The sequence below is a fragment of the Planococcus plakortidis genome (assembly GCF_001687605.2).
Lineage (GTDB): Bacteria > Bacillota > Bacilli > Bacillales_A > Planococcaceae > Planococcus > Planococcus plakortidis.
This window is the reverse complement of record NZ_CP016539.2, coordinates 1,160,232-1,183,107: the sequence shown is the minus strand read 5'-3', so window position 1 is coordinate 1,183,107 and position 22,876 is coordinate 1,160,232. Positions and strand designations below refer to the sequence as shown.

The window sequence follows — 22,876 nt, the reverse complement described above, 5'->3', positions numbered from 1 at the left end:
TCATGGCTGGCTGTATTCGTCAACCGATTTCAATTTCTCATACAAATGCGGCACAGATTGGAAAGCATAGATCTTGTCCGTCACTTTGCCGTCCCGTGAAATCAGCAGGCATGGCACACTTTCGACTTCATAAAGTTCCGCGACTTCCTGTACATAATTCAAATTGGCTTTGCCCATCGGAAGTTCTGGCATAAGTTCCGCCACTACTCCAAGCATCTTGCTGGCCACTTGGCAGGTACCACACATCGGCGTGTACAGATAATAAGCTGAAACAGGCTGTGTATTTTTTTCCTTGAGCCATTCTTTATGTGTCCATTCGTTCATTCTAGTCATTCCCTGCAACTGGATTTAAGACCCGCACATCTGCCGCGATCAGCACGTCGAGAAGCTTCCGTAGCGGCGTTGTCGCCACTTCTTTATAACTCCGGTCGATATGGAAATGGCGGGCTTCCGGAAACTCGCGCTTGATGAGCTTGCGCAGTTTATCGCCGGAAGCGTCCGCATCGACCAGGATGATGATGTCCTGCCCTTCGAACGGCAGCAGCATTTCCTCGAGTCTTGTAGCACTAACTGTACCATTTGTGCAAAGAATCGTCACGGGTTCTGCAATCAATGGCGCTATCCGGGTTTTGTCGCTGATACCTTCAACCACTATCACTTTTTCCATGCCTAATCCCTCCAGGAAACGATATATGAAAAAAAAGCGCCAAAAAGAGGCGCTTTCAGAACTTACTCATTTGTCATTTCTTTGTATTCGTCAGCTGACATCAATGCATTGACCTCATCTTCGGAAGGGGCTTCCACAACGACCATCCACGCTTTTTCGTAAGGTGATTCGTTGACGAATTCCGGGCTGTCTTCAAGCTCGGTATTGACTTCGACGATTTTCCCGCTGATCGGCGCATACAATTCCGATACCGTTTTAACGGACTCCACGCTGCCGAATGGCTCGTCTTTCTTCAGCTCGTCGCCGACTTGCGGAAGCTCGACAAATACGATGTCTCCAAGTTCATCTTGCGCGAAATGAGTGATGCCGATCCGTGCCTTGCCGTCTTCGACCTTGACCCATTCGTGTTCTTTTGAATAGCGAAGCTCTTGTGGTGTGCTCATCCAAACCCCTCCAAATATGTAATTGACTCAATTTCAGTTTGCCACAACCAAGGATGAAAAACAAGATGACAAACTTGTCAGCTCCATGTATTTGCGTAAGTGTCTTCCTTGAAGCCGAGCGTCGCTTGCGATCCGTCCCATGCGAGCGGGCGCTTGATGAGCATGCCGTCAGATGCGAGCAATTCGTATTGTTCATCTGCTGGCATTTCCGGCAGCTTGTCCTTCAATTCGAGCTCGCGGTATTTCTTGCCGCTCGTATTGAAAAACTTCTTCAGTTCGATGCCGCTCGTTTCGTGGATTTCTTTCAGCTGTGCAGCGGATGGCGGGTTTTGCGAGATGTCGATATAGTCGAACTCCGCGCCATTCGCCTCGAGCCATTTCTTGCCTTTTTGGCAAGTCGAGCATTTCGGGTATGCGTAATACTGGATCATCCAATCTCCTCCTGTCTTGTAAATTAAGCATATCAAAATGCCCCGGGACAGTCGACTGGAAGGGAGTTTGTGCAAATTGAATTAAAAATGGGGTTGTCGCGCATGAAAAAGCGGATGTCCATTTCGACGGACGTGCTCTAGCCCACAGGATGTGGGTCATGCAGCCGCTTCGTCGCTTGCGCTCAGTCCAGGGTCTTCAGCTCGTGTTATTTCCGCAGGAGTCACCGTCTTCATTCCCATACGGTATTGTGTATTGAACGAAGGAAAAACCTTAAATGCTCATTAAAGCTCAACGTTTCTGTTGCTTAGAAGAAATGCTTCATATAAAGATTATAAAATCTCCTTTTCTTGCGTATCTTAAATAAAAAAAGGGAAGGGTTTCCCCTTCCCGTTCTGCGTTATCGATTACACGACGTATTTTTCTACACTGATCAATTTCTCGGATGCTTCGCGTTTTTTCGCGATCAAATTGTACGGCGTTGAACGCGTCAACTTGCGGAGTGCAGATAGCATCATGCGCTGGTTGTCGCCATCGATCGCTGCGATCAAGGTTTCTTTCGCGTCTTTCTCGATTTCCTCCAAAGCTTCCTGGCAGAAGATCTGCGTATAGAGAAGCTTCTGCTTCGCTTTTTCTTCGCCGCTTGCGGCGATGGCTTTTTCTGTGCGCAAGACGACCGATTCCATCGCGAAGACGTTGCTGACGATATCCGCGATGTTCACGAGCACTTCTTGTTCCGCTTCAAGTTTCTTGCCGTAAGTCTGTGCGGCAAGTCCCGCAGCGAGGATAGCGATTTTCTTGGCGTTTTTCACCAATGCTTTTTCCTGCGCCAAAGCTTCTGTGCCAACCTCTTCAGGCATCATCATCAACAATTCTTCCTGCAAAGCTTGTGCATGCTGCAATAGCGGCAATTCGCCCTTCATCGCTTTGCGGAGCAATGTGCCCGGTACGAGCAGCCGGTTGATTTCGTTCGTTCCTTCGAAGATCCGGTTGATGCGGGAATCGCGGTAGATGCGCTCGATTTCATATTCCTGCATAAAGCCATAGCCGCCGTGCAACTGGACCCCTTCATCGACGATATAATCCAAAGTTTCCGTTCCGAAGAACTTATTCAATGAACATTCGATGGCAAATTCAGCAATCGAATCCGCAACTAGCTTACCGTCCGCTTGCTGCTCATCAGTGAAGCCGCTCATGCGGTCTTCGAACAAGCCGACTGTGCGGTAAACCGAACTTTCAACTGCATACAGTTTGGAGGCCATTGTCGCCAATTTTTCTTTTGTCAGGTTGAAAGAAGAAATCGGTGTCTTGAATTGCTGGCGCTGGTTCGTGTAAGGAATCGTCAATTCCATTGCGCGCTTGGATGCGCCGATTGTGCCGACGCCCAATTTATAACGTCCGATGTTCAGGATGTTGAAGGCGATGATGTGCCCGCGCCCTGCTTCACCAAGAAGATTTTCTACAGGCACTTCCGCATCTTCCAAGATCAATGTACGCGTGGAAGACGATTTGATGCCCATTTTCTTTTCTTCCGGCCCAACTGATACGCCCCCGAAGTCGCGCTCGACGATAAATGCGGAGAATTGTTCGCCGTCGATTTTTGCATAGACCACAAAGACATCGGCAAATCCTGCGTTTGTGATCCATTGCTTTTCGCCGTTCAACACGTAATGCGTACCCGCTTCGTTCAGTTTCGCGACTGTTTTCGCACCCAAAGCATCCGACCCTGAGCTTGGCTCCGTCAAGGCGTAAGCTGCGATTTTCTCGCCTGTTGCAAGGACCGGCAAGTATTTCTTTTTCTGTTCTTCGTTACCGAATAATACGATTGGCAGCGATCCGATCCCGACGTGCGCGCCGTGTGTGATCGAGAAGCCGCCCGCTTTGGACATCTTCTCAGCGATCAATGCCGATGCGATTTTGTCGAGCCCGAGGCCATCGTATTGTTCCGGAACATCTGCACCAAGGAGCCCCAGTTCGCCCGCTTTTTTCAAGAGATTAACGGAATGCTCGAATTCGTGGTTCTCCAACTTTTCGACCAAAGGCATAACTTCCATGTTGACGTAATCCTCTGTCGTTTTGGCGATCATCTTATGCTCTTCCGTGAAATCTTCCGGTGTGAACACACGCGATAGGTCTGCATCTTCAATCAAGAAGCTTCCGCCTTTGATCAATGTTTTTTCTTGTTCCATTTTCCATTCCTCCCAATTTATCGTTTGATTGAACCCTTTAAGAAAGCTCTGACTATAGAGAGAGTTGTAATACTTATAGTTTTCCGAAGCTTACCGCACGACTCCGTGGGCTCGCGTCCAAGCCTCCTCAGTCGCTTCGCGCCTTGCGGGGTCTCGGCCGTCTCACTTGTCCACAGGAGTCGAGCGGTCTCTTCTCCAGACTACTAGATAGCTCTCCTTTTTATGCCTTGAATATTATATTGCTGTGACTGAAAAAGTTTTTATTACTTTCACACTTTCTAAAGTTCTCTTTACAGCATTTCAAAGACGCCGGCTGCGCCCATGCCGCCGCCGATACACATTGTGACGACGCCGAATTGTTTGTTCTGTCGCTTCAATTCACTGAGCATGCGCAAAGTCAAAATCGAGCCTGTCGCACCGAGCGGATGGCCAAGTGCGATGGCGCCGCCGTTCAAATTGATCTTATCCATATCCAAGCCGAGCTCGCGGATGACGCCGAGCGACTGGGAAGCGAAGGCTTCGTTCAGTTCCCATACATCGATATCGTCTTTCGTCAGGCCGGCAAGTTTCAAGGCTTTCGGAATTGCGACGACCGGGCCGATGCCCATCACCTCTGGGGGCACGCCGCCCGTTGCGAATGAACGGAATTTCGCGATCGGTTTGAGGCCTAGCGCTTCCGCTTTTTCACGGTCCATGACGAGCACTGAACCTGCGCCGTCAGAAGTTTGGGAAGAGTTGCCCGCTGTTACCGTGCCGCGTGCCGAGAAGGCCGCACGCAGTTTATTCAGTGTCTGGATGGTGGTGCCGTGGCGCACCCCTTCGTCCATCTCGAACATGAATGATTTTTCCTGGTATTTATTCTGGCTATCGACATAGCGCTGGATCACTTCGACCGGCACGATTTCATCGACAAAATGGCCTTTTTCGATAGCCCTAGCTGCATTTTCATGGGACCGGACCGCAAATGCATCCTGGTCTTCCCGGCTGACGCCGTATTGCGTCGCCACTTGTTCTGCCGTATGTCCCATGCTCATATAATATTGCGGGGCGGTTTCGGCGATCTTGGCGTTCGGACGCAGCACGTTGCCCATCATCGGTACCATGCTCATCGACTCAACGCCGCCCGCAACGATCGCTTCAGCGTGGCCGACCATGATCCGTTCGGCGGCATAAGCGATCGACTGCAAACCTGATGAACAAAAGCGGTTGACGGTAACGGCCGGCGTCGTATCCGGCAGCCCTGCAAGTGCCCCGATATTGCGGGCGATGTTCATCCCTTGCTCTGCTTCCGGCATCGCACAGCCCATGATCAAATCGTCTATCGGGCCGTCATATCCAGCCCGCTTCAATGTTTCCCGTACGACAAGTGCCCCGAAATCATCCGGGCGCACCGAGGCGAGAGAACCTTTTTTTGCTTTCCCGACCGGCGTTCTGGCTCCGGCCACAATTACTGCTTCGCGCATATCATTTCCTCCTCTATCTAATCGGCGATCAATTGCGTAATGGTTTCCCTTTGACAAGCATATGCTGCATGCGTTGCTGTGATTTCGGTTCAGCAACGAGGCTCAGGAAGGCTTCGCGTTCCAAATCGAGCAAATACTGCTCATCGACTTTCGTGCCGTATGGCAGCTTGCCGCCTGATAACACATAAGCCAGCTTCTTGGCGATTTTCATGTCGTGTTCGCTGATATAGCCGGACAATAGCATGCCTTCAGCCCCTAGCAGCATCGCGGCATAGCCCGCTTCCCCAGCAACCGGTACTTTTTCCCGTCTCGGCGCCTGGTAGCCATTATCATGGAGCGACAAGGCTAATTGCTTCGCATCGTGGATCAAGTGGTCGCTATTGACGCTGATGCCGTCGACGAAATTCAGGAAGTTGTTTTCGCGTGCTTCGTCTGCCGATGTCGACACTTTCGCGGTCGCGATCGATTCGAATACGCCCGCTGCCAAGTTGACATAGTCAGCCGTGACATGATTCGGCAAGCCTTTCAACTGTTTCATATACAATTCCTTGTTTCCGCCGCCGCCAGGGATAAGCCCGACGCCTGCTTCAACCAAGCCCATATACGTCTCCATGGATGCCTGTACGCGCGCCGCCGGAAGAACCACTTCCGCCCCGCCGCCGAGCGTCATGCCGAATGGTGCCGCAACGACCGGTTTGGAGCTGTATTTCAATTTCAGCATGGCGTTCTGGAAGGTGCGGATTGTCAAATCCAGCTCAAAGATATTGTCATCTTGCGCTTCCATCAAAATCATGCCGAGGTTGGCGCCGACACAGAAGTTCTTGCCTTGGTTGCCGATGACGAGCCCTTTGTAGTTTTTCTCGACTTCGTCTACCGAGAAATTGATCATCTGCATGATGTCGAGCCCGATTGCGTTTGAACGCGAATGGAATTCGAGCAATGCGATGCCGTCTCCAAGGTCGATCAGGCTAGCGCCGGAATTCGATTTGATGACGCCGTGTTTTTTCTTGTAACGCTTCAAGTCGATCACTTTTTCATTGACCGGAACGGGCTGATAATCTGTCCCGTCGAAATAGTACAGGTCACCGTTCTCTTCTTTATAGAAGGAATCGAATCCTTTTTCCACTAGCGCTTGCGCAAATGCCGGCACTTCCAAACCTTGTGCGGCCATTTTTTCTATTGACTGTTTAACGCCGATTGCATCCCATACTTCAAATGGCCCCTGCTCCCAGCCGAAGCCCCATTTCATGGCATTGTCGATGGCGACGATGTCGTCTGCAATCTCGCCGTGAAGCTGTGCGGAATAGACGAGTGTCGGAGCGAGGATGCTCCACAGCAATTCGCCTGTGCGGTCATCCGCATACACGAGCGTCTTCATTTTTGCGGATAAGCCCTTTTGTTGCTTAGCCATTTCCTGTGAAGGCGTTTTCAATTTTTGGGATGGGCGGTATTCCATCGTTTCGGGGTCGAGTTCGAGGATTTCCTTGTCTTTTTTCTGGAAAAAGCCTTGCTTCGCTTTGGCGCCGATCCAGCCATTTTCCACCATATTCTTCATGAAATCAGGCGTTTTGAACACCTGCTGTTCTTCGCCTTCGGTTTGGTCGTAGACGTTTTTTGCTACGTGCATGAACGTGTCGAGCCCGACGACGTCCAGCGTGCGGAATGTAGCGGATTTCGGGCGGCCGATCAATGGGCCGGTAACGGAATCTACTTCGCCGACTGAATAGCCGCGGTTTTGCATTTCACGCACGGTGACGAGCAAGCCGTATGTACCAATGCGGTTGGCGATGAAGTTCGGTGTATCTTTTGCCAAAACAACGCCTTTGCCTAAGCGATCTTCGCCGAATTGCTGCATGAATTCGACGACTTCCGGAGCTGTCGTATCTGCCGGAATGACTTCAAGCAGTTTCAAATAGCGCGGCGGGTTGAAGAAATGGGTACCGAGGAAATGCTTCTGGAAATCTTCCGAGCGCCCTTCTGACATCGCATTGATGCTGATGCCTGATGTATTGGAGGAAATGATGGTGCCGGGCTTTCTGACCGCATCCACCTTTTCATAGAGTGATTTCTTGATATCCAGGTTTTCGACGATGACTTCGATGATCCAATCCACTTCGGATAGTTTCTCGAGATCGTCTTCCAAGTTGCCTGGGGTAATTAGCTGCAAGTTTTTCTTTTGTGTCAGCGGGGCAGGCTTTTGTTTCAATAGCTTTTGAGTGGCCCCCGCTGCAATCCGGTTGCGGACGGCTTTGTCTTCGAGCGTCAACCCTTTCGCTTGTTCTTCTTGCGTCGTTTCTTTCGGCACAATATCGAGCAGCATGACCGGAATTCCAATGTTGGCTAGATGAGCTGCAATTCCCGATCCCATGACGCCAGAACCGAGCACTGCCGCTTTTTTAATTTTGTATGACACGAGCAAACCCTCCTATTTTTGAATGAACACTCATTCATTTTCTGGGTAAAAAAAAGAAATGTTTTCCTTCTCGTTCTTAGTGTAAATTATTTTTCCTATTTTCGCAATATTTAATCGGAAGATTTTTCTCCCGCTTTTCTTCAAGCGCTTGGAGACAAAGCAAAAAAAGGGTAAGATTAAAAAGACTATTAAAGGAGGCTTTTTTATGAAATCCCTAAAAACCACTGAACAATTTAACGATACAATCCAAAACGGCCAGCCGGTCATCGTGAAGTTCCAAGCCGGCTGGTGCCCTGATTGCACCCGCATGGATATGTTCATCGACCCGATCATCGAACAATACGACAACTACCAATGGTTTGACGTAAACCGCGACGAGTTGCCGGAAATTGCAGAGCAATATGAAGTGATGGGCATCCCTAGCCTGCTGATTTTCAAGGATGGCGAAAAACTTGCGCACCTACACAGCGCACACGCCAAAACGCCTGATTCCGTCATCCACTTCCTGGAAGAACAAAACGCGTAAAAACACAAGCCAGAAACGATCACGACTACTAAAAAACAGAGGTGCCGAAATGGATCCACAACAAGAAATCAAGGAATTGCAAGATCTTGTGGCGTACTACCAAGACGTCATTTACAATATGTCTGCACCGATCATCCCGTCGATTGTCCCAAATACCATTCTCGTCCCCATTGCCGGATATATCTTCCGCGACCGTTTCGAGACGATCCGGACAAAAGTGCTCGATTATGCCGACAACAACCGCGATACAGAACAAGTGGTCTTCGACTTTACAGGCGTAACGATGCAAGACGTCCAGTCTTTCGATTTCAATGAACTCGCACTCGAATTGACACAATTGAACAGCGCATTGAAACTGATGGGCTTGCGCGGGATTTACGTGGGCTTTAACCCGCGTTTCGTCAGGGAAATCGTCCACGCCGGGATCCATGTCGATCTGGAAGTCTATACGACTTTCCGCAGCGCCTTGCAAGCTTTGCTCGACGAACAAGAAGCCAAGCTGCGCTGAACCGCCCATAAGGAGGAAGCCAGATGAAAGTGCTGCTGCCTTTTCAAGCCATGAGCCAATATGCCGGGGATGTTCCCTCTCCTTATCGTGCTTCTGCATGCGGGCCGGTCACAGTCGCCTCCATCCTTCGCTATCACGAAGGCCAAGCGCCGGGAATCGGGCCGCTTTATAAATTGCTTGGGGCAACGCCGATTGGATTGAGCGCCTTTTGCCTGATCCGGCGATTGAGAAAACTGGTGGGCCCAAGATATGACATCCAGCGGATCCGCTCCCTCGAACAAATCAAACGGCAACTGGACGCGGGCTATCCGCTTGCCGTAAAGTTCGATCGCTATTTTTCGCTGCGCTGGCGCCAAGCAACGACGTTCGCCTATCACTGGGTGCCGCTCATCGGCTATGAGGAGACTGAAGGTGATTTGCTGCTGCTTATCCATGACAACGGACAAAAAAACCGCCCGAGCAAGCTGCGGGCGGTGTCGTTACGTGAAAACCAGGGCGTATTGAGTTTCATCCGGATTTCACCGGTTTCCAAGTCAGGTGAATGATTTTTCCAAAAGCCTTGCGAGCAAGCGGAATTCCCGCTCATCGCATATCCTCACCAGATCAGAAGAATAATCGGGCACGGCAATTTCCTCGAGTGCCACATCGAGCTGGAGGTCATCTTTGATGACCGCCAGCTTTTTCGATAGCGCGAGCATGTCCCGGTCTTCCTCGATTTTCCTTCTTTGCGCCGGCTTCAATTCCTCAATATGTTCAAGCACCCCTTCGACCGACCCGTAGCGCTGGATCAATTGAAGCGCCGTCTTCGGCCCAATGCCTTTGACGCCTGGGTAGCCGTCACTTGGATCTCCCATGAACGCCTTCACATCGGCAAATTGCTTAGGCAAGATCTCGTACTCTTCCCGGAAACGCTGATCGGTGTACAGGTCATAGACATGGAATCCTTTTTTCATGAAAGCGATCTTGACAGACGGGTTCAATAACTGAAGCATGTCTTTATCGCCTGTGATGATCGTATAATCTGCCTCATCTGGCCATTTTTTCGTAAACGAGCCGATAAAGTCATCCGCTTCGATGCCTTTCTCCCCGTAATTTTTCCATCCGAGGAGCTCAGACACTTCCCGCGCCTGGTCGAATTGATGCAGCATATCTTCAGGCGGTTCCGGGCGGTTTGCTTTATAGCCATCGAACATTTCTGTACGGAACGTATGCGCGCCCATATCCCAGCATACCGCAATATGGCTCGGTTTCATCAATGACTTTGCGGTGAGCACGTGGCGCGCGAACCCTTGCACGCCGTTTGTGGCGAGGCCGCTCTCGGTGCGGAAAAATTGCCCGACGCCCGCTGTTGCAAAATACGAACGGAATAACAGCGCCATCCCGTCAATCAGCATAATATGTGGTTTCTCCAAAAACTATTCCTCCATTCAACACGATATCCATTACCCATTATACGCGACTTTCCATAGAAAAAGGGCGCCGGACTTCCGGCACCCTTTTTTATTGCTTATCGTTTGCGCTTGATTGCTTTGTACTCGAGGTTCAAGGATTTATAGAACGACGCCATCATCAATAGCATGATGAACGAGAACGGGAAGGCCGCGATGATCAATGCCGTCTGCAAGGACCCGAGGCCTCCTGCAAAGAGCAGGATGACCGCGATGGTCGATTGTGCAATCCCCCATGTCAGCTTCACGGCATTCGCTGGATCCAGCGATCCGTTGGAAGTCTGCATGCCTAGCACGAATGTGGCCGAGTCGGCTGACGTGATGAAGAATGTCGAAATGAGCAACACGGCGACGATCGACAAGAGCATGCCAAGCGGCAATTCATTAAACACCGCAAACAAAGTCTCTTCCGTCAATAAGCCTGTCAAGTCGACGCCGCTGCTTTGGACATCGATGGCCGTTGTACCGAATGCCGCGAACCAGATAAAGCTGATGAACGTCGGAATGAGCAAGACGCCGAACAGGAATTCCCGGATGGTGCGGCCTTTTGAGACTCGAGCGATGAAAATCCCGACGAACGGCGACCACGAAATCCACCAAGCCCAATAGAAGATGGTCCAGCCATCGATCCAAGAGCGGTTCTCCCCATTGATCGGAGCTGCACGGAAACTCATATTGATCAAGTTCTGGAAATAACTGCCGAGTGAATCGGTGAACATATTGAAAATCAATAAGGTTGGGCCGAGAACGATGACCAAAATCAACAAGGTGACCGCCAGTACCATATTCGTATTAGAAAGGTACTTGATCCCTTTACTGAGGCCAGACCAGGATGAAATCATGAATAGCACCGTGACCACTGCAATGATGATGATTTGCGTGATAAGGCTGTCGCCTGGAATGCCGTCAAACAAATAAGCGAGCCCACCGTTGATTTGGATGGCACCGAAGCCGAGCGTCGTCGCGACCCCGACCGCTGTGGCGAATACGGCGATGACGTCGACGAGCACACCCCATGGACCTTTCATGCGGTCGCCGAACAATGGGCGAAGTGTCGAGGAAATAAGCCCCGGTTCGCCTTTACGGAATTGGAAATATGCCAAGGATAATGCAACTACCGCATAGATCGCCCACGCATGGATGCCCCAATGGAAAAATGTAAACCGCATGGATTCCCGGAACGCTTCCTGGGAGCCCGGCTCAGCTGTCGCCGGGTCGATCGCGAAATGCGAAAGCGGCTCTGCCGCACCCCAGAACACGAGCCCGATGCCCATGCCTGCTGAAAACAGCATCGCAATCCACGTTGCAAATGAATATTCCGGTTTGTCCGTGTCTTTCCCTAAACGAATCTGCCCCATCGGGCTAACGAGGAAGTACAGGCAAAACAGCACCATTACCGAAACGATCAACAAATAATACCAACCGAACGAAGTCGTCAGGAATGATTCTATATTGCCGGTAACTTCCGCAAAATGTTCTGGAGCGAGTGCACCGTATCCAACTGCCAACGCAATCAGAACTAGCGCAATCCAAAACACGTTTGTTACTTTCTTCATATAGTCTCCTCCTTTGAATTTCTTCACAAGTTATTACGGTACGGAACATTAGAGAGCTTGTCAACTGTCTGAATTATGTATCAACAGATTGTTAGGCTTCAATATCAAATACCCATTGCCATGGGTGATGAAACAATGGAAATTAAGACCAATTGCCCACTCTATTTATTTGAGTTTTTCAATAACTTCCAAGTGAAGTTTTTACATAAAATCCTATTTTTCATTTTCATCAAAGCCCCCCGCCCTTTAAGCCAATATATTTCTGACATAATATTCATCACTCCGCGCCGGCCAATTGTTTAAGGAATCCTCTGTTGCGGGTAAGGGAATAAGATGTCTTTATTTCAGGACATTTTCGCCCATAATCAAACCAGAATTGGAGCTGAATAGATATGACAGAGAAAAAAACCGCAATTATCACAGGTGCAAGCAGCGGCATCGGCCAAGCGACCGCAAAGGAATTGGCGGAAAAAGGCTATCATGTCATGCTCGCTGCACGGCGCGAAGAACGCTTGGCAGAACTGAAAAAGGAAATCGAAGCGGAAGGCGGAAACGCGGATTACAAAGTGACCGATGTCACCTCAGCAGAGGAAATGAAACAACTGGCACAAGCGGCACTCGATAAAACCGGCCGAATCGATGTTTTCGTCAATAACGCCGGCCTGATGCCATTGTCCTTTATGAACAAGCTGAAAATCGATGAATGGGACAAGATGGTCGACGTCAACATCAAAGGGGTCCTTTATGGCATCGCAGCTGTACTCCCGATTATGGAACGACAGAAATCCGGGCATATCCTCAATGTCTCATCGGTTGCCGGCCACCAGGTCTCAAAAGGCAGCGCTGTCTACAGCGGGACAAAATACGCAGTCCGCGCGATTTCGGATGGGCTGCGCCAGGAAATCGACCCATCTCATGAAATCCGTGTGACGATTGTATCGCCGGGTGCGGTGGAAACGGAATTGACCCATACGATCACCGATGAAGATGTGCTCGACAGCTTCAAGAGCATGTCCATGGAAATGCTGCAGGCGAAAGATATCGCGAATGCCATCGCCTATGCCGTAGAACAACCGGCCCATGTCGATGTCAACGAAATCCTCATACGCCCTAGACAACAGCCTTAATCAGATTGGAGACGATTCATATGAATACCGATTTTTCCAAGATATATATAAATGGTGAATGGATGGCGGGGTCTAGCGACAGCACCATGAAAAACACCAATCCGTTCACCGGCGAAGAACTGGTTACGACACAGGCAGCCGATAAGAGCGATTTGGATGCTGCCTACCAAGCGGCCGAAACGGCACAGCTCGCTTGGTCGCAGGAATTGCCACAAGCGAAACAAGCTGTCATGGAAAAAGCCATTGAAGTCATGAAAGAAAATAAGGAACTGATTATCGATTGGCTCATCAAAGAAGCCGGCAGCACGAAAATCAAAGCGACCGTCGAGTTCGGCGCCTCGTTGAACATCCTGAAAGAAGCGGCGACGTTCCCGTTCCGCATGGAAGGGAAAATCATGCCGTCGCAACAAGCCGGTAAGGAAAACCGCGTCTACCGCAACCCCATCGGCGTCATCGGCATCATCAGCCCGTGGAACTTCCCGTTCCATTTGGCGATGCGTTCCATCGCACCGGCACTTGCCACCGGCAATGCCGTCGTCATCAAACCCGCAACCGATACGCCCGTCACTGGCGGGTTGTTGTTCGCGAGCCTCTTCGAAGCAGCTGGCCTGCCTAAAGGGCTATTGAACGTAGTGGTTGGCCGTGGCTCCGAAATTGGAGATGACATCGTCACGCATCCAACGCCTCGCCTTATTTCATTCACCGGCTCGACGCCAGTCGGGAAACACATCGGCGAACTGGCCGGGGGCGCTTTGAAGAAAACCGCCTTGGAACTTGGCGGCAATAATAATTTCATCGTCCTTGAAGATGCCGATATCGACCAGGCAGTCGACTCGGCCCTCTTTGGCAAATTCTATCACCAAGGGCAGATCTGCATGTCCGTCAACCGCATCTTTGTCCATAAGGACCTTTACGATGACTTTGCTGAGCAATTCATCGAACGTGCCGGCAACTTGAAATACGGCAATCCCGAAGATATGGATACGCAAGTCGGTCCGCTGATCAACCGCGACCAAGTCGACCGCATCCTGAAAGACATCGATGCCACGGTCGAACAAGGCGCGAAGATCCGCCTCGGCGGCAAAGCAGATGGCAATGTCCTCGAGCCGACCGTCTTGACCGGCGTCACGAATGACATGCCGCTTGCGGAAAATGAAATCTTCGGCCCTGTCGCGATCCTCATTCCGTTCGATAGCGACGAGGAAGTCATCGAACAGGCCAATAAGTATCCGTTCGGATTGAGCGGCGCTGTGCATTCGGCGAATATCGAACACGCAACGAACATTGCCCACCAAATCCACACGGGCATGATCCACGTCAACGATCAACCTGTCAACGACGAAGCACATATGCCATTCGGTGGCGAAAAAGACTCCGGCCTCGGACGCTTTAACGGCGAATGGGTACTCGAAGAGTTCACTACCTTGAAATGGCTGTCCGTGCAGCATCAGCGCAGACAGTACGGGGCGTTTGTGGACAATACGAAGAAATAAATACGAACCGGCAGCTCTTAAACAGAGCTGCCGGTTTTTTTGAAATTAGTACCGAGAACGATTAACCATTATATTAAAGGTGCTTTAATGTGAACGCATTTTACATATGAAACAATGACTACAGTTCCCTTGTCGTTTTCCCCTAAACAAAAAACGCCAAAACCCTTATCAAAGGATTTTGGCGTTTTTTAACTCCATAAACTTCTATGGAGACGGCGGGAGTCGAACCCGCGTCCAGAAATTCAGCTACTTTTAAATAAGTTTTAGCAAAGTTGATAATATCAAGGTTTTACTCATTAGGGAGTATTACATATCTACGAACTTGGTTCAAAGACCTTCTATATAATAGTATATATTACATCGATAGTAATTTAAACAGAAGCTTAAGAAATTTTTCCCTACTCTATTTCATCTTTAAAATAATAACGAAGTCTAAAATTTCATATTGTGACGGAACTTCCGTTCCTAAGGTATAATAAAATTTAAGGTTTTTAAGAGTGGACCGAAGATAGTCAAGATGCTATACTTAATTCATTAAAATGTTTAGATGAGGTGTATATATGAATGCAATATCCTTTTTTTCAGGTGCAGGCGGTTTAGATATAGGAATTCAAGAAGCTGGCTTTGATATTAAATTAGCGTTGGAATTAGAAGAAGTATACTGTAATACTTTAATTAGTAATAATCACCATAATGTTAGGCAAGGTGATATTATGGATTACGATGGTGAGAGGGTTAGACAAGAAGCTGGTTTGGAGAGAGATGAAGAAATTCATTTAGTTGTAGGAGGGTCTCCTTGTCAAAGTTTTTCTACAGCTGGAAAAAGACAGGCTTTTGCAGATCCAAGAGGACAAGCGATGCTTCATTTCGCAGATTTAGTAAATGAACTTCAACCTAATTTTTTTGTATTAGAAAATGTAAAAGGATTTTTATCAGCTTCTTTAAGACATCGGCCTATTAACCAAAGAGGAAATGACTTTCCTGTGTTAGATACTGATGAAATGCCAGGAAGTGCTTTACAGTTCTTATTAGAGAGAATTGGAAATTATAATGTCACTACTAATATTGTTAATGCTGCGAATTATGGAGTTCCCCAAAAAAGAGAACGTGTTTTTATTATCGGTGTTCGAAATGATTTAGATATAACTTACTCTTTTCCTGAACCAACACATAACCAGTACGGTACAGATGGTTTATTTCCTTGGAGAACTTTTAATCATATTATGAATGAGTTGGAAAACATAGAACACCACTATCCAAATTACTCTACTGATAGACTTCGATATATGCAAATGATTCCACAGGGTGGTGGAAATTGGCGAGACCTGCCTCCAGAGATAGTACAAGAAGCTATGGGAGGTGCTTACACTTCTGGAGGAGGAAAAGTAGGTTTCTATAGAAGAATTCGTTTAGATAGTCCTTCTCCTACTTTGTTAACTTCCCCAATGCAAAAAAGCACTAATTTAGGTCATCCAATAGAAAATAGACCTTTAAGTATTGAGGAGTATCTTGCAATCCAAGAGTTTCCTACTGACTACCATGTAAGCGGAAACCTAGCTAAGCAATATACTCAAATCGGAAATGCAGTTCCTGTTCGATTAGCAAGGATTATTGGCGAATCCATTGCACAATCATTAAGAACTTTACAAACAGTATAATTCTTCTATCTAAACGGTCAATTCTGTATTACTATAGAATTAGACCGTTTTTATATTATTAGGGAGTTGAGTAAATGAACGTTAATACAGATACAGCACGTTATGAAGCAATAGTTGATGAATTATTAGAAACCTTTTATAGAAGACGAATTGAAAAAATAAACACCTTAAAGTTAAAACAAGCTTTGGCAAGAAAAAATCCTTATCTTTATAAAGCAACTGGATATGAGGACGCAAGTAGCATTATTAAAGAAATCCTTTCCGCTTATATGTCTAGTAGCGATGAAGGAATTTTCGGAGATGCTTTTTTTGAAGTTTTAGCAGAAAGAGTTTCTGGCGGAGAGGTTTCCGCTGCTGAAGGAGTAGATGTTACAAGACAAGTAGAAAGTATATATGAAGCAATCGCTGTTAAAAGTGGAACAAGCGTCTTCAACGCTTCTAGCAGAAAAAAACAAATTGAAAACTTCGGTTCTCTTAGGTCAAGACTTGCAAAAAGACAATTAGTCTTTGAACCTATTATAGGATATGGTTATGGCAGAAAACAGTCTATAGACAAAAATGGTGTAAGAGAACTTGCAGGTCAAGTATTTTGGGAAAGGATGACTGGAGATCCTGAATTCTATATCAAAATTATTCACTTAATCGGGGATAAACCACAAAAGCATTTACCCGTTTATAAGTCAGCTTTTGATGCGGCAGTTAACCGCTTCACTGGAGAATTTATCAATGATTTTTGTAATAAAGATGGTACTATAAATTGGGAAAAATTAGTCGCATTTAATAGCGGAAAACCCTGCAAAAAAATAGTGACAAATCTCTCTCCTTCTAAAACATTAGCAAGAGATGAAAATTTTCAAATTGAAGTTGTGGCCGTTCTTGCTGATGAGGAAGAAGAAGTAGTAACTGGAACAGACATAGTCTCTTATGAAATTCCTGTAGAGTATGAAGATATACTTCTAATAAGTGATAATGGAATTGTTAGGTTTGCAGCAGAAGTTGAAGAAGGCACCATAGCTAAAGTTTTAATATCTTGCTATGGTAAGTCTGTTACAAGAACGTTCAAGTTAAAAAAAGAAAGAAAGAAACAAGTCAGAGTAGTAGAACCTCTTTAAGCAAATTTTATAGATGATTCTCTTTAATCTCTCTATAACTTTAAGCAGTTAAAATAACTTAACTGCTTTTTTTTATGGAATAAAATAAAAACCTTTCAAACTTTCAACTAATAAACCAATTCCCATAGTAGAAAGAAATATGTCAAAAAAGTTCCAAAAAAATTGCTTATAAATTCCACACAACAGACCGACCATATCCAAGGGGTGCCTCCCCCTATGTACCCCTTCCTATAGTCACTGAAATTCTACTAATCCTTTCCTGTCTTCGGTTGTAGCCATAGTGATTCCTGCTATTTCCTTTCTTTATTTCTTTTCCTTTCTTTCTTTTTTGTTCTTTCCCTTCCTTGTCCTATCTTACTGTTGCCTTGCCTTGCTTTATCTATGCTTGGCTGTGTGTAGTGCTGTCATTGTTTATGTCCTTGCTTTTCTTGTCCTTATCCTATCGCTTATCAAATGTAGTCTAAGGGGTTCTAAATGTGTACGTGAGTGTGGTGCTGATCCATAACCCCACCGTCTTCATCAGTAGTTAATGCTGATAGTGGCTGAATCTGCATTGCTATGTTGCTTGGTGAATTGGTGCTAGTGCTGATATATAAAGAAATCTATATAAAGAAACGTTCCTTAAAAAATAAGTTCAATAAGGTACACCATATTAGACGGTATAGATACTATTAAAATAGTGTCCATTAAATAATTAAAATAAACCTTTTTAAACGTCCAAAAAGTAATTGAACTTTTTATACACTAGGTATATATTTAATTTATCGAGTGAACAACAACTAAACGAAAAGAGGAATACAACAATGAAAACTGTAAAACCTATGTACTTATTTTTTGATTATCTATATGAATCACTTGAACAGATTGGTGAAGAAACACTTTCCGAATGGTCGCACAAAGAAACTCCTATCCTCAAATTTTGCGTTATTGACATTGAGGATCAAGATGAAAAAGAACTTTCAACTCAGTGGGCATGGATTCATGATAACGAGATTGACGCTTTTAGAGAAATGAAGGAAGAAAATAGCTACTAATAAAAATAATTACTAATAGAAACGGTGGTTACCACAATGACAGGAATCAACTTTGCTTATATGCGAGTATCGACAAAAGAACAGAACTTAGATAGACAGTATGAGGCTTTAAAAGGCTATGTAACGGACGAGAAATATATTTACAGTGATAAGGCTAGCGGTAAAGATGTAGAACGTGACGGGTTTCAAAACCTTCTTAAAGCTATGCGAACTGGTGATACTCTTTTTATTAAATCTATTGACCGTCTTGGAAGAAACAAACAGCAAATTAAATACTATTTAGAACAGTTTAAGTCTGAGGGTATTCGAGTAAAAATAATTGATTTACCAACAACTATGCAAGATGTTCCCGAAGGTCAAGATTGGGTTATAGATATGATTAACAATATTATTATTGAGGTTTACACGTCTATGGCTGAACAGGAACGTGAAAACATTAAACAGCGTCAATCTGAGGGAATAGCTGTTGCTAAATCTAAAGGCAAGCACTTAGGTAGACCAATGGTAGAATTGCCTAAAGAATGGGTTAAGTTGTACAAAGAATGGAAAGCAGGAGAAATTACTGCTGTAGCTTTTATGAATTTAGTAGACATGAAAAAAGCAACCTTCTATAACAAAGTAAAACAGTACGAGTCTACTCTTAAAGCCAACTAACAACTAATTTTAAAGGTTCTTTTAAATAGAGTTGATATAATTTTAGCAACGATCAAAAATACAGAAGGTATTTTTCTAGTAAAGAAATTGTGCATAAAATAATTATGACCTTCTGTATTCCCCGTACTAACCCTTGCTATTACTGAGTTTTTCAACTTACAACTAATATTCAATTATTTTATTTTGCACAATTTTGACCTATCTTATTTTCCACTTAGAAGTTTAGCCAGGACATCAGTATTTCTATTACATACCTCTAGCAATAATTTTAGTGCTTCCTTTTCGCTATAGCTTCTCTCAAGAATTACTGAAAGATTTCTTTGAATTGATTTTAAGTTTCTGTAGTTAATTGAATCTTTTTCTATCTTCACTTTTACTCCCCTCCTTTACTCCGCTACGCTTCGTGTGAGTTCGTTTCACTCCCTCACTGCTATTTAATAGCTAATCCTTTTCTTATGTTTGCTATTCACATGAAGAGGGATTTTTGATCCCTCGTAGTGTGTGTAGCTATATTTTTTCTCTTTAAGGAAACCTTTTAGAAACATTGATATATCAACGTTCACAAGCTTATTTGCTAGTTTTTTTATGCAATTAAATTTCATTATTTAGGTATTTTTCTAACAGTATTCTCATTCGACTAGATGGAATATATACATTTATCGGTTCTTCATTACGTATAGCACTGCGAAATAACCATTGCAATAACTCCGATAATGCAAATGCTTCTTCATTGACTTTAATTCCGTGTGACTGGAAAAAGCGTTTAATCATAGGATTCATATAACGGTTTGATAAGTAAATACATGTGTTAGCATCTGCATACTCATTTGTAGCCCTAGCATTTATGGGAACAAAACCTTTCTTTAATCCTGCTGGCATTATTATCTTTTGATAGTCTTTAAAAGTTGTCCAAATGACTAGTTTAGTTGAACGGTTCATTTTATGGCGATAAAAATTATAGCAGTTGTTTTTGATTAACTCTCTATACTTTAGATTTTTTAGATGATCCGTTAAATAACTTTTGCTAAACGCATTGAACTTCTCACCAATTTTGTTAATATCCCTGTTGCTAGAAGGAGTAGAGTAAAAGATGCTTATAAGTTTTTTAAGTTCTTGTCGGTTCTCCGTCATCCTTCCTCCATATTCCTTCAGATAGTAACCCCTTTCCTTCTCAAACCCTACTGATTGAAATGTGTATTTAATATTGAATAGCTGATAATAGTAAGACTGCACTTGACCTTTAAACATATAAGTCAGAATATAAACTTCATTGAAAGCTTTAAATACGTCGGTCGGAAAAAGCCAATACATTTTGCTTTCCTCAAATAAAACTAAATTCCCTGAATTTGCAATGTTCCTTATCGATTGGTAGTTACCGGAATCATAATTTTTAGCATTCCATATTACTTTCCCTTTATTTCCTACGGAAACAATTGCATCTCCGCTATCATCTACAGAATTTAGAAGTATTTTTATATCATCTTTTGTCATATTGATTTCATCAATTACGTCCATAACTTCATCTAAAATCAATATATAATTTTCCGCCTCTAACAGTTGAAGCAGTTCTGCGTCACATTTTTTAAATAATGCGTGAGTTGATGCTATATTTTGTCCATTCACTATAGCTTGCTTTAAGGATGCCAATTTGCTTCGTTTCCCTTTCTGTTCCGGCTGAATAAATGTCTTACTACTATTCTTAATTACTCTTTGGATTTCTGATAAATAGGGTGTTATAAAGATAAACTTGTTCATCTCTGGACTCTCATTTATAAACTGAATGGCCCAGCTTGTTTTCCCGCTTCCCATGATAGAGTCTACAACAGTAATTTTTTCCCTTTTCTTAAATAATGTTTCCATAACGTGTCTCCTTATTAGTTGTATTCACCGTTTGGTGTCTAAAAGTGCACTTGCAAATACATCTACTTTTAGGACACGCTACTTAAAATATTTTCAGAAAAGGAATTTTAACGTCATTGTTTAATAAAACTATCATTCATCAAAAAGAAAAAAATACCTATCTGAGTTACAGATAGATACTTTAAAGTTTTTACTGTTTTAGGACAACGAGTTATAAATAATTTCTTAAATCCGTCGCTACCTCTTCTACATCTAAATCTAAATACTGCGTAGTCACAGCCAAATCCGAATGTCCCAAGGCTTTACTTATTAGTGCTACACTAGCACCCTTTTCAAGAAGATTCTTAGCATATCCTCTTCTGATTGCATGTGCATTGATATTTTTCAGGTTAAACCGCTTAGAATATTTGTTCAGTTGCTTCGAAATAGCACAATTGGAAGACTTACTGGAATTCATCGGCAAGCCATTTTGAGTAATAAAAACATTTTTATTGCCAGTTCCGTAATGGTTTCGGATACCTTCGTTTAGTTTTATCAATAATGTTAATATAGCAGCTACCTCTTCATCGATAGGGAGTTTTAAGTATTTGTGATTCTTCAACGTTGATCCATCCAGATTCAAATGAAGGTTTTCAAAGTCAATGTGACGTTCTCTCAATTCTCCTAATGTCCGTATCCGAATACCAGTGGTATACATTAGTCTAATAGCCGCTGCATCACGAAATCCAATAAATGTACTTTGGTCAATGACTGCTAGCAGTTTTTCAATGTCAGATTCCTTAGTGCCTTTCTTAACTTCTTTATCAATTTTAATATGAATGTTATTCCAAAACTTTTCCTTGATCCAACCATTATCAAAGAACTTACTCAATACGGCTTTAATAGATTTTAAACGTATCAACTTGGTACTTGCTGACACTTTTAAAGCATCCAAATAATGATAGATTGAATCGACAGTGATTTCTTCAACATACTTTAATACAGTCATATCAACGAACTGATTAAAAATATACTTATAGCTTTCGATGGTTCGTGGACGATTACCACTAATTCTCATTTGTTGATACACAGTTTCGAGTGCATCAACTATAGTTAAACCTTCATTTTCCTTATCCTTTCCACTAGCTGAAATTGATACCATAATGTCTTCACCAACAGCAAATACTCCATGCTTTCTACTTTTAAACACAAAAAAACCTCCCAATTCATTCTTTGAATTAGAAGGTCTATGATATAAATCCGATAAAATATGTAGGGAAGAAAATAGGGATATTGCAAAGGAGTTCAACTCCCGTACAATACCCCTACCTTTCAAAAACCTTGATACCACTGTATTTAACAGCAATCTCCATATGGAGACGGCGGGAGTCGAACCCGCGTCCAGAGACTCCGTTACTTGAGCATCTACGCGTGTAGCTTATCTATTGGAGTTTCGCCGCTCAATCTGCCGACAAGCAGGCGTCATGAGGGCTAGTTCGAGAATCTCTTGCAGTCAGCTCAAACGGCACTGACTGCCGTATCCCACTAAAAGTGAGCTCTATGCAGCCACATGGGCGATGGTTACATAAAGCAGATCCGAGCTTACGCTGCGAATGCTAGGTTGTTGTTAGTTTTGCCAGTTGTTATAAGGTACGTTGATGACGGAGCCGATCCTCCGACGCGCAACCCAAGCTCGAACCATCCCTGTCGAATCCGTAACGTCCCCTCATTAAAAGAGAACACGGAAGTGGTTTAGCTTCGGTGTACTAATAATAGTATAGGACAAAACAGGTCAGGGTTCAAGTTTAACGGCTTCTCTCTTTGAGCGCACGGTCGATGGCACGCTTCGCGTCTTTCTTCTTCAAGTCCTCGCGCTTGTCGTATTTCTTCTTCCCTTTACCGACACCGAGCAGCACTTTGGCGTATCCATCCTTCAAATACATCTTGAGCGGGATGATTGCCGCCCCCTCGACTTTCGATTTGCCGACGAGTTCGTTGATCTGCTTTTTATGGAGCAAGAGCTTGCGCGAGCGTAGCGGCTCATGGTTGAACTGGTTGCCTTGCTCATACGGCGAAATGTGCATATTCGATATCCAGGCTTCCCCGTTTCGGATGCGGACGAATGCGTCCTTGATCTGCACTTTGCCGTTCCGTGCGGATTTAATTTCCGTCCCGAGCAGGACGATCCCCGCTTCGATCGTTTCTTCGATTGCGTAATCAAAACCCGCTTTTTTGTTCTGGGCAATTACTTTGCCTTCTCCTTTGGCCATTTCTGTTCACCTCAAACTGTTGGAAAAAAGCGGCACTTGGCCGCTTT

General features: G+C 44.8%; 22 protein-coding genes and 1 other RNA gene. 9 read left to right on the top strand and 14 right to left on the bottom strand.

Annotation, left to right across the window (positions count from 1 at the left end):
• The 7 genes from BBI15_RS05995 to BBI15_RS05965 form a co-directional block, all read right to left on the bottom strand.
• A complete protein-coding gene (locus tag BBI15_RS05995; protein ID WP_068868750.1) occupies nucleotides 1-324 on the bottom strand; it encodes a thioredoxin family protein in 324 nt (107 codons plus the stop codon).
• Nucleotide 325: 1 nt separating this feature from the next.
• The gene (locus BBI15_RS05990; RefSeq protein ID WP_068868749.1) at nucleotides 326-667 is read right to left on the bottom strand and encodes a ribonuclease M5; all 342 of its coding nucleotides are present in this window, start codon (nucleotides 665-667) and stop codon (nucleotides 326-328) included.
• 62 nt (nucleotides 668-729) lie between these two features.
• Nucleotides 730-1,110: a glycine cleavage system protein GcvH gene (gene gcvH, locus BBI15_RS05985; protein ID WP_068868748.1), complete on the bottom strand. Its 381-nt coding sequence runs from the start codon at nucleotides 1,108-1,110 to the stop codon at nucleotides 730-732.
• A 77-nt stretch (nucleotides 1,111-1,187) separates the two neighbouring features.
• Nucleotides 1,188-1,541 (bottom strand): arsenate reductase family protein, encoded by a 354-nt coding sequence (locus BBI15_RS05980; RefSeq protein ID WP_068868747.1) that lies wholly within the window; start codon nucleotides 1,539-1,541, stop codon nucleotides 1,188-1,190.
• A gap of 405 nt (nucleotides 1,542-1,946) precedes the next feature.
• On the bottom strand, nucleotides 1,947-3,728 hold the full coding sequence (locus BBI15_RS05975; RefSeq protein ID WP_068868746.1) for an acyl-CoA dehydrogenase family protein: 1,782 nt from the start codon (nucleotides 3,726-3,728) through the stop codon (nucleotides 1,947-1,949).
• A gap of 290 nt (nucleotides 3,729-4,018) precedes the next feature.
• Entirely contained in the window at nucleotides 4,019-5,191 is a 1,173-nt protein-coding gene (locus tag BBI15_RS05970) for an acetyl-CoA C-acetyltransferase (protein WP_068868745.1), read from the bottom strand.
• 28 nt (nucleotides 5,192-5,219) lie between these two features.
• The gene (locus BBI15_RS05965; protein ID WP_068868744.1) at nucleotides 5,220-7,604 is read right to left on the bottom strand and encodes a 3-hydroxyacyl-CoA dehydrogenase/enoyl-CoA hydratase family protein; all 2,385 of its coding nucleotides are present in this window, start codon (nucleotides 7,602-7,604) and stop codon (nucleotides 5,220-5,222) included.
• A gap of 205 nt (nucleotides 7,605-7,809) precedes the next feature.
• Between BBI15_RS05965 and BBI15_RS05960 the strand changes: the two genes are divergently transcribed.
• The 3 genes from BBI15_RS05960 to BBI15_RS05950 are packed head-to-tail and all read left to right on the top strand — an operon-like array spanning nucleotide 7,810 to nucleotide 9,183.
• Nucleotides 7,810-8,130: a thioredoxin family protein gene (locus tag BBI15_RS05960; RefSeq protein ID WP_068868743.1), complete on the top strand. Its 321-nt coding sequence runs from the start codon at nucleotides 7,810-7,812 to the stop codon at nucleotides 8,128-8,130.
• Nucleotides 8,131-8,179: 49 nt separating this feature from the next.
• Entirely contained in the window at nucleotides 8,180-8,638 is a 459-nt protein-coding gene (locus BBI15_RS05955) for an STAS domain-containing protein (RefSeq protein WP_068868742.1), read from the top strand.
• A 23-nt stretch (nucleotides 8,639-8,661) separates the two neighbouring features.
• The gene (locus BBI15_RS05950) at nucleotides 8,662-9,183 is read left to right on the top strand and encodes a C39 family peptidase (RefSeq protein ID WP_068868741.1); all 522 of its coding nucleotides are present in this window, start codon (nucleotides 8,662-8,664) and stop codon (nucleotides 9,181-9,183) included.
• Here BBI15_RS05950 and BBI15_RS05945 read toward each other — a convergent pair.
• Entirely contained in the window at nucleotides 9,172-10,050 is an 879-nt protein-coding gene (locus BBI15_RS05945) for a 5'-3' exonuclease (RefSeq protein ID WP_068868740.1), read from the bottom strand. The two genes, BBI15_RS05950 and BBI15_RS05945, sit on opposite strands and share 12 nt — an antisense overlap.
• A gap of 95 nt (nucleotides 10,051-10,145) precedes the next feature.
• Nucleotides 10,146-11,642 (bottom strand): glycine betaine uptake BCCT transporter, encoded by a 1,497-nt coding sequence (locus tag BBI15_RS05940; protein ID WP_068868739.1) that lies wholly within the window; start codon nucleotides 11,640-11,642, stop codon nucleotides 10,146-10,148.
• Nucleotides 11,643-12,034: 392 nt separating this feature from the next.
• Here BBI15_RS05940 and BBI15_RS05930 point away from each other — a divergent pair, with 392 nt between their 5' ends.
• From BBI15_RS05930 to BBI15_RS05905, 6 genes are all read left to right on the top strand, one after another.
• Complete coding sequence (locus BBI15_RS05930; RefSeq protein WP_068868737.1) at nucleotides 12,035-12,769, top strand: SDR family oxidoreductase; 735 nt, start codon at nucleotides 12,035-12,037, stop codon at nucleotides 12,767-12,769.
• 20 nt (nucleotides 12,770-12,789) lie between these two features.
• Nucleotides 12,790-14,262, top strand: coding sequence for an aldehyde dehydrogenase family protein (locus tag BBI15_RS05925; RefSeq protein ID WP_068868736.1), 1,473 nt, complete (start codon nucleotides 12,790-12,792; stop codon nucleotides 14,260-14,262).
• 560 nt (nucleotides 14,263-14,822) lie between these two features.
• On the top strand, nucleotides 14,823-15,920 hold the full coding sequence (locus BBI15_RS05920) for a DNA cytosine methyltransferase (RefSeq protein WP_068868735.1): 1,098 nt from the start codon (nucleotides 14,823-14,825) through the stop codon (nucleotides 15,918-15,920).
• A gap of 74 nt (nucleotides 15,921-15,994) precedes the next feature.
• A complete protein-coding gene (locus tag BBI15_RS05915) occupies nucleotides 15,995-17,032 on the top strand; it encodes a PmeII family type II restriction endonuclease (protein WP_068868734.1) in 1,038 nt (345 codons plus the stop codon).
• A gap of 803 nt (nucleotides 17,033-17,835) precedes the next feature.
• A complete protein-coding gene (locus BBI15_RS05910) occupies nucleotides 17,836-18,066 on the top strand; it encodes a hypothetical protein (protein ID WP_068868733.1) in 231 nt (76 codons plus the stop codon).
• Nucleotides 18,067-18,102: 36 nt separating this feature from the next.
• On the top strand, nucleotides 18,103-18,720 hold the full coding sequence (locus BBI15_RS05905) for a recombinase family protein (protein ID WP_068868732.1): 618 nt from the start codon (nucleotides 18,103-18,105) through the stop codon (nucleotides 18,718-18,720).
• A 203-nt stretch (nucleotides 18,721-18,923) separates the two neighbouring features.
• On the opposite strand, the gene BBI15_RS16400 is transcribed toward BBI15_RS05905, so the two are convergent.
• The 5 genes from BBI15_RS16400 to smpB all read right to left on the bottom strand — a co-directional run bounded on the left by BBI15_RS16400 (nucleotide 18,924) and on the right by smpB (nucleotide 22,829).
• Nucleotides 18,924-19,091: a hypothetical protein gene (locus BBI15_RS16400; protein ID WP_157101631.1), complete on the bottom strand. Its 168-nt coding sequence runs from the start codon at nucleotides 19,089-19,091 to the stop codon at nucleotides 18,924-18,926.
• A gap of 220 nt (nucleotides 19,092-19,311) precedes the next feature.
• Nucleotides 19,312-20,580, bottom strand: coding sequence for a hypothetical protein (locus tag BBI15_RS05900; protein ID WP_068868731.1), 1,269 nt, complete (start codon nucleotides 20,578-20,580; stop codon nucleotides 19,312-19,314).
• A gap of 211 nt (nucleotides 20,581-20,791) precedes the next feature.
• Nucleotides 20,792-21,769 (bottom strand): tyrosine-type recombinase/integrase, encoded by a 978-nt coding sequence (locus BBI15_RS05895; RefSeq protein ID WP_237150919.1) that lies wholly within the window; start codon nucleotides 21,767-21,769, stop codon nucleotides 20,792-20,794.
• A 161-nt stretch (nucleotides 21,770-21,930) separates the two neighbouring features.
• Nucleotides 21,931-22,285, bottom strand: a transfer-messenger RNA (tmRNA) gene (ssrA, locus tag BBI15_RS05890).
• A gap of 79 nt (nucleotides 22,286-22,364) precedes the next feature.
• On the bottom strand, nucleotides 22,365-22,829 hold the full coding sequence (smpB, locus tag BBI15_RS05885; RefSeq protein WP_068868730.1) for an SsrA-binding protein SmpB: 465 nt from the start codon (nucleotides 22,827-22,829) through the stop codon (nucleotides 22,365-22,367).
• Nucleotides 22,830-22,876: the final 47 nt, after the last annotated feature.

Coding starts and splice junctions, on each gene's coding strand:
- BBI15_RS05995 (WP_068868750.1), bottom strand. CDS start 324: ATGAACGAATGGACACATAAAGAATGGCTCAAGGAAAAAAATACACAG.
- BBI15_RS05990 (WP_068868749.1), bottom strand. CDS start 667: ATGGAAAAAGTGATAGTGGTTGAAGGTATCAGCGACAAAACCCGGATA.
- gcvH (WP_068868748.1), bottom strand. CDS start 1,110: ATGAGCACACCACAAGAGCTTCGCTATTCAAAAGAACACGAATGGGTC.
- BBI15_RS05980 (WP_068868747.1), bottom strand. CDS start 1,541: ATGATCCAGTATTACGCATACCCGAAATGCTCGACTTGCCAAAAAGGC.
- BBI15_RS05975 (WP_068868746.1), bottom strand. CDS start 3,728: ATGGAACAAGAAAAAACATTGATCAAAGGCGGAAGCTTCTTGATTGAA.
- BBI15_RS05970 (WP_068868745.1), bottom strand. CDS start 5,191: ATGCGCGAAGCAGTAATTGTGGCCGGAGCCAGAACGCCGGTCGGGAAA.
- BBI15_RS05960 (WP_068868743.1), top strand. CDS start 7,810: ATGAAATCCCTAAAAACCACTGAACAATTTAACGATACAATCCAAAAC.
- BBI15_RS05955 (WP_068868742.1), top strand. CDS start 8,180: ATGGATCCACAACAAGAAATCAAGGAATTGCAAGATCTTGTGGCGTAC.
- BBI15_RS05950 (WP_068868741.1), top strand. CDS start 8,662: ATGAAAGTGCTGCTGCCTTTTCAAGCCATGAGCCAATATGCCGGGGAT.
- BBI15_RS05940 (WP_068868739.1), bottom strand. CDS start 11,642: ATGAAGAAAGTAACAAACGTGTTTTGGATTGCGCTAGTTCTGATTGCG.
- BBI15_RS05930 (WP_068868737.1), top strand. CDS start 12,035: ATGACAGAGAAAAAAACCGCAATTATCACAGGTGCAAGCAGCGGCATC.
- BBI15_RS05925 (WP_068868736.1), top strand. CDS start 12,790: ATGAATACCGATTTTTCCAAGATATATATAAATGGTGAATGGATGGCG.
- BBI15_RS05920 (WP_068868735.1), top strand. CDS start 14,823: ATGAATGCAATATCCTTTTTTTCAGGTGCAGGCGGTTTAGATATAGGA.
- BBI15_RS05915 (WP_068868734.1), top strand. CDS start 15,995: ATGAACGTTAATACAGATACAGCACGTTATGAAGCAATAGTTGATGAA.
- BBI15_RS05910 (WP_068868733.1), top strand. CDS start 17,836: ATGAAAACTGTAAAACCTATGTACTTATTTTTTGATTATCTATATGAA.
- BBI15_RS05905 (WP_068868732.1), top strand. CDS start 18,103: ATGACAGGAATCAACTTTGCTTATATGCGAGTATCGACAAAAGAACAG.
- BBI15_RS05900 (WP_068868731.1), bottom strand. CDS start 20,580: ATGGAAACATTATTTAAGAAAAGGGAAAAAATTACTGTTGTAGACTCT.
- smpB (WP_068868730.1), bottom strand. CDS start 22,829: ATGGCCAAAGGAGAAGGCAAAGTAATTGCCCAGAACAAAAAAGCGGGT.